This window comes from Ilumatobacter nonamiensis YM16-303 (genome assembly GCF_000350145.1).
Lineage (GTDB): Bacteria > Actinomycetota > Acidimicrobiia > Acidimicrobiales > Ilumatobacteraceae > Ilumatobacter_A > Ilumatobacter_A nonamiensis.
On record NZ_BAOL01000238.1, the window covers coordinates 1 to 5,222 of the forward strand.

The 5,222-nt window shown below is 65.8% G+C and carries 5 protein-coding genes and 1 pseudogene; 2 read left to right on the forward strand and 4 right to left on the reverse strand.

The window, feature by feature from the left end:
• Nucleotides 1–143, forward strand: a pseudogene (locus tag ON45_RS24115) (PPOX class F420-dependent oxidoreductase); the annotation flags it as partial.
• Nucleotides 144–146: 3 nt separating this feature from the next.
• Here the strand turns inward: ON45_RS24115 and ON45_RS18410 are convergent.
• Nucleotides 147–1,370: a cation:proton antiporter gene (locus ON45_RS18410; RefSeq protein ID WP_040495881.1), complete on the reverse strand. Its 1,224-nt coding sequence runs from the start codon at nucleotides 1,368–1,370 to the stop codon at nucleotides 147–149.
• Nucleotides 1,371–1,554: 184 nt separating this feature from the next.
• Here ON45_RS18410 and ON45_RS18415 point away from each other — a divergent pair, with 184 nt between their 5' ends.
• Nucleotides 1,555–1,947 carry a hypothetical protein gene (locus tag ON45_RS18415; protein WP_040495882.1) on the forward strand — a complete coding sequence of 131 codons (393 nt, stop codon included), beginning with the start codon at nucleotides 1,555–1,557 and terminating at the stop codon, nucleotides 1,945–1,947.
• Nucleotides 1,948–2,029: 82 nt separating this feature from the next.
• Here the strand turns inward: ON45_RS18415 and ON45_RS22360 are convergent, their stop codons facing one another.
• The 3 genes from ON45_RS22360 to ON45_RS18425 form a co-directional block, all read right to left on the reverse strand.
• Nucleotides 2,030–2,191 carry a CsbD family protein gene (locus ON45_RS22360; protein ID WP_083915149.1) on the reverse strand — a complete coding sequence of 54 codons (162 nt, stop codon included), beginning with the start codon at nucleotides 2,189–2,191 and terminating at the stop codon, nucleotides 2,030–2,032.
• A 162-nt stretch (nucleotides 2,192–2,353) separates the two neighbouring features.
• Entirely contained in the window at nucleotides 2,354–4,582 is a 2,229-nt protein-coding gene (katG, locus tag ON45_RS18420) for a catalase/peroxidase HPI (protein WP_083915150.1), read from the reverse strand.
• Between the two features lie 63 nt (nucleotides 4,583–4,645).
• Nucleotides 4,646–5,107 (reverse strand): Fur family transcriptional regulator, encoded by a 462-nt coding sequence (locus ON45_RS18425; RefSeq protein ID WP_040495884.1) that lies wholly within the window; start codon nucleotides 5,105–5,107, stop codon nucleotides 4,646–4,648.
• Between the last annotated feature and the right edge of the window lie 115 nt (nucleotides 5,108–5,222).

The window sequence follows — 5,222 nt, forward strand, 5'->3', positions numbered from 1 at the left end:
TCATCTCCGGCGAACACCCGAACTGGGACGAATACCGCCAGGCGATGGCCGATCAGGGCAAGTGTCTGATCCGGCTGTCCGTCGAGCGATGGGGTCCGATCGCCAAAGGTGGGTTCCCCGCTCGACTCGTCGACGACGACTGATCGTCAACGACGACGATCCAGCCGCGCGAGCATCGGGCCGGCCGTCACCCCGTGAACGGCGATCGAGACCAGGATCGTGAGCACGGCCACGGCCCAGACCTGACGCGCAGCGGGAAAGAACTCCTCGTTGACCGCGTGCGCGAGGTAGTAGATCGTTCCCATTCCGCGAATGCCGAAGAACGCGATGGCGAACCGGCTCGGCGTGTCCTCGCCGGCACCGATCAGCCCGATCCAGCCGACGAGCGGACGGACGATCAGCACCACGCTGACCGCGACCACCCCACCCCAGAACGTGAGCCCGGACAGTGCACCGTCGACCGCCGCGCCCCCGAGGAGCAGGAGAAACAGGAGGCTGGCGATCTGCTCCATCGTGTCGGCGAAGTCGTGCAGAACCTCGTGATACTCGTGTGACGGCTCACGCTGACGCAACGTGACCGCGGCGACGAAGACGGCCAGGAATCCGTAGCCGTGCAGGAGCTCCGTCACTCCGTACACCGTCAGGGTGATTCCGAACGCGACGAGCCCCTCACCCGAACGGGCGAATCCGAGCGGCGACCTCACCGAGAAGGTCAGCCAGGCGGACACTCGCCCGAGCACGTACCCGAGCACGAGTCCGATCGCGAGTTTTGCGATCACGTCATCGAGAACCCACCCCCAGAACCAGTTCCCACCGACTGCCATCGCAATCGCCAGGTTGGTGATCGGGAACGCCAGACCATCGTTGAGACCCGCCTCGGAGGTCAGCGCGAATCGAACCGGGTGCTCGTCGGAAGGATCGTCATCGCCTCCACCCGGTCCGGAGAGCTGAACCTCCGACGCGAGCACGGGGTCGGTCGGAGCGATCACCGCTCCGAGGAGGACCGCCGTCGCGACCGGCAGACCGAGCGCGACCGTTCCCAGGAGGGTCACGGCCACGACCGTGAGCGGCATGGTCACGCCCAGCAGGCGCCACGTGGTGGACCAACGCCGCCATCCGACGCGTCGTCGCAGCTTGAGCCCGGCACCGGTGAGCGACACGATCACCACCAACTCGGTGAGCCGTTCCGCGACGTCGTCCTCGAGGCCGGGACGGGGCCCCTCGAGTCCGAGCGGCAGGGAGAACAGCGCCATGCCCGCGCCGACCGCCAGGATCGGCATCGACATGGGGAGGTTTCGCAACGGCTTGGGGAACACCGCGGCACCGAGGACCACGAGGCCGAGCAGGGCCATGACGACGAAGTACTCCATAGGAACACGCACTGTGTACCCGTCGATGACGAATCCCGCACATGCGTTTTCGCCGCTCGCCGGCTCCCACACCCGGCCGGCTTGACACGATCCCGCCCCATGTTTGAATGGACGTACGTGCGTCGACCCACCTGCAGTGGTGCTCACGACTCGTGGAAGGGGTAGAGCAACCAACCGGTGCCCGATGAGACCCCTCAAGTCCGACGCCAAGATCGACCGCATCGTCGGCAGCTGGCTGCGTCCGACCCGCGTCGACGCCACCTGGCTGGCCGCCGTGGCCGACGAGGTGTCCCTCCCTGCCGGGTCCGCACCCCGGAGCGATCGATTCTGCTACATCACGCTCGATCGGGCGTCGGGAACTCGAATGCGGGCAACGGAGTGGGCGTGTCCGAGTTCGAACGTCTCACGGACGATGCTCGTCATCGACGGCCGCCATCGATCGGAGGCCGCTCGACGGATCCCTGCCCTGAGTCGGGCGTGGGCTCCCCGGCCCGCCGCGGTGGACGAACCGGACGACCACGTGGTCCTCGAGCTCCGGCCAGTCGCGTCGAATCGACGCGGTCGTCGACACGCCTGAACACGCGTCCGAGCCCGAGCGCGACCGAACCCGGCTCGCCGGAGGTCGGCGGCCGGGCTCAGTGCGATCGGTGTGAGGCCGATCAGTCCTTGCCGGTCAGCTTGTCCTTGACATCATCGACGAAACCCTTGACCTTGCCGGCCGCCTGGTCGGTCTGGCCTTCGCGCTTGAGTTCTTCGTCACCGGTCAGGTCACCTGCGGCTTCCTTGACTCGGCCCTTTGCATCGTCAACGTTCTCTGGCATCTGTCTCTCGATTCCTTGGTTGGGGTGGTTGGTGACGAGGAATTCCTCGCTGACGACGACATACCCAATTCCGTCGGTTTCAATCCTCCGGGACGCGAAACGGCCCCTCCGATCCGCCGAGGCGGACCGACGGGGCCGTCTGCGTCGTGGAGACGTTCGACGTCAGGAGATGTCGAACCGGTCCAGGTTCATCACCTTGTCCCAGGCAGTCACGAAGTCACGGACGAACTTCTCCTCGGAGTCACTCGAGCCGTACACCTCCGAGATCGCCCGGAGCTGGGAGTTCGCACCGAAGATGAGGTCGCATCGGGTGGCGGTCCACTTCGGCGCGCCGCTCGCCCGATCCTTCGCCTCGTAGATGTCCTCGGATTCCGACGTCGGCGCCCACTCGAGATCGAGATCGAGCACGTTCGTGAAGAAGTCGTTGGAGAGGGTCTCGGTGCGATCGGTGAACACACCGTGCGTCGAGGTGCCGGAGTTCGCGCCGAGGACACGGAGTCCACCGACGAGCACCGTCATCTCGGGAGCACTGAGCGACAGCAGCTGAGCCCGGTCGACCAACAGCGTTTCCGCGGACACGTCGTGACCCTTGCCGAGGTAGTTGCGGAAGCCGTCGGCGGTGGGCTCCAGCGGTTCGAACGACTCGGCGTCGGTCTGTTCGGCGGTCGCGTCGCCCCGCCCGGGGGTGAACGGCACCGTGATCTCGTGACCGGCGTTCTTGGCGGCCGCTTCCACCGCTGCGCACCCTCCGAGCACGATCAGGTCGGCCATCGAGACCGAACCGCCGAAGCCCGATTGGACCTCCTCGAGCTTGCCGAGTACTCGACGCAGCTGGTCGGGATCGTTGACATCCCAGCCGACCTGAGGCTCGAGGCGGAGGCGCCCACCGTTCGCGCCGCCGCGCATGTCGCTCTGACGGTACGTCGATGCCGACGCCCACGCCGTGGACACGAGTTCGGAGATCGACAGACCGGTGTCCATGATCGTCGACTTCAGCGCGGCCACATCGTCCGCACTCAGGTTCGAGTCGGAGGCGGGGATCGGGTCCTGCCACATCAGTTCCTCGCTCGGAACTTCCGGGCCCAGGTAGCGCGAGAGCGGTCCCATGTCGCGGTGCAGCAGCTTGAACCACGCTCGAGCGAACGCGTCGGCGAACTGATCGGGGTTCTCGTAGAAGTTGCGCGAGATCGGCTCGTACACCGGGTCCAGCTTCAGCGACAGGTCCGTGGTGAGCATGAACGGGACGTGACGCTTCGACGGATCGTGGGCGTCGGGAATCTCGTCGGCCCCTCCACCGTCGACCGGGCGCCACTGCCAGGCTCCACCGGGACCCTTGTACTTCTCCCACTCGTACTCGAACAGGTTCTTGAAGTACAGGTTCGTCCACTTCGTGGGTTCCTGGGTCCACGTGCCCTCGAGACCGCTGGTGATCGTGTCGCCTGCCTTGCCGGAACCGAAACTGCTCTTCCAGCCCAGGCCCATCTGCTCCATCGGCGCAGCCTCCGGCTCGGGACCGACGTGCTCGTCGCCGTCGCCCGCACCGTGCGTCTTGCCGAACGTGTGACCGCCGGCGATCAGCGCGACGGTTTCTTCGTCGTTCATCGCCATCCGGCCGAAGGTGTCGCGGATGTGGCGCGCCGCGGCCAGCGGATCGGGCTCACCGTTGGGACCCTCGGGGTTGACGTAGATCAAGCCCATCGTGCTCGCGCCGAGCGGCTTCTGGAGTTCTCCGTCATCGGAGTAGCGGGTGACGCCGAGCCACTCGGTTTCCGGACCCCAGTAGATGTCGTCCTCGGGTGCCCAGATGTCGGGGCGACCACCCGCGAACCCGAAGGTCTGGAAGCCCATCGACTCGAGCGCAACGTTGCCCGTGAGCAGCATCAGGTCGGCCCACGAGATCTTGTTGCCGTACTTCTGCTTGACCGGTTGGAGCAACGCACGCGCCTTGTCGAGGTTGCCGTTGTCGGGCCAGCTGTTGAGCGGGGCGAAACGTTGGTTGCCGGTGTTGCCTCCACCCCGACCGTCCTCGACCCGGTAGGTGCCGGCCGCATGCCATGCCATGCGGACGAACAACGGGCCGTAGTGGCCGAAGTCTGCCGGCCACCAGTCCTTCGAATCGGTCATCACCGCGGTGATGTCCTGCTTCAGCGCGTCGTAGTCGAGGCTCCCGAACGCTTCGGCGTAGTCGAAGTCCGGGTCCATCGGGTTCTCGGCGGCGGTGCGCTGATGCAGCATCCGCAGGTCGAGCTGGTTCGGCCACCAGTGCTGATTCGCCGTCTGGCCCTTCCCCATGTGGGCGGCATTGTCGCCGTGCATCACCGGGCATCCGCGGCTGCTCTCGTTGATTTCCCAGACGTCGGACTGGTTGCTGTCTTGATTCTGCTCGGTCATTTCATGCTCCTCTGTTGCTGAGTCGGTTTGCGATCTTCTTGAGTTCTCGGTGGCGGTGGCGGATTACGCGGGATTCGTCGGAACGGTGCTCCCTCGCTTGATTCCACTCGGCGCGCCCTGGCAGGTCGGACACGTGCCCCAGTGGATGACTTCGGCTTCGTCGATGTCGAAGCCGTGATCGTCGTCGGCGGTGAGGCACGGCTGATCACCGACGGCACAGTCGATGTCGAGCACCGCGTTGCAACTCCGACAGATCAGGTGATGGTGGTTGTCACCGACACGATCCTCGTAGCGCACGGCGGATCCCGCCGGTTGGATCCGACGGAGCAGGCCCTTGTCGACGAGCACGCCGAGCGAGTCGTACACCGACTGTCGCGAGATCGACCCGATGACCGATCGCACCTCGTCGGCGAGTTGATCGGCGGTGGCGTGCGGGTGGGCCGACACGGCGCGCATCAGCGCGAGACGTTGCGCCGTGACCTGAACCCCGTTGTCCCGGAGGACCTGGTCTACCCCATCGACCATGTCGTCCACCCAAACACAGACTCTGGACGACGTCAAGGATTGGACGGTGACGCGAAAGTGAACTCCACAGGTCCCACCATTCCGTTCTCGTGATCAGTTCTGGCGCTCCGTGCGC